We start from the raw sequence: 226 nt of genomic DNA, 5'->3' as shown, positions 1-226 counted from the left end.
CCGACCTCGTCACGACCGACGAGATCGACGACCCGCACGACCTCGAGATATTCGCCGAGGTCAACGGCGAACGGCTTCAGGAGTCGTCGACCGAGAACCTGATCTTCGGCGTCGACGAGCTGATAGCCTTCTGTAGCCGGGCGTTCACGCTCGAACCCGGCGACCTGGTGTTCACCGGCACGCCCCCCGGCGTCGGCGTCTACCGCGAGCCCCCGGTGCTGCTCGG

1 protein-coding gene is annotated in these 226 nt (G+C 67.3%); it reads left to right on the top strand.

Annotated elements, in window-relative coordinates; genetic code table 11:
• Nucleotides 1-226, top strand: a 226-nt coding sequence (locus EXE44_RS19605) for a fumarylacetoacetate hydrolase family protein (RefSeq protein WP_137718139.1), incomplete at both ends; no start/stop codon positions are given.

Origin of the sequence: Halorubrum sp. SS7, assembly GCF_005435055.1 — an archaeon.
Lineage (GTDB): Archaea > Halobacteriota > Halobacteria > Halobacteriales > Haloferacaceae > Halorubrum > Halorubrum salinarum.
Note: the sequence above shows the minus strand (reverse complement) of the source record. Positions and strands in the feature narration are given on the sequence as shown.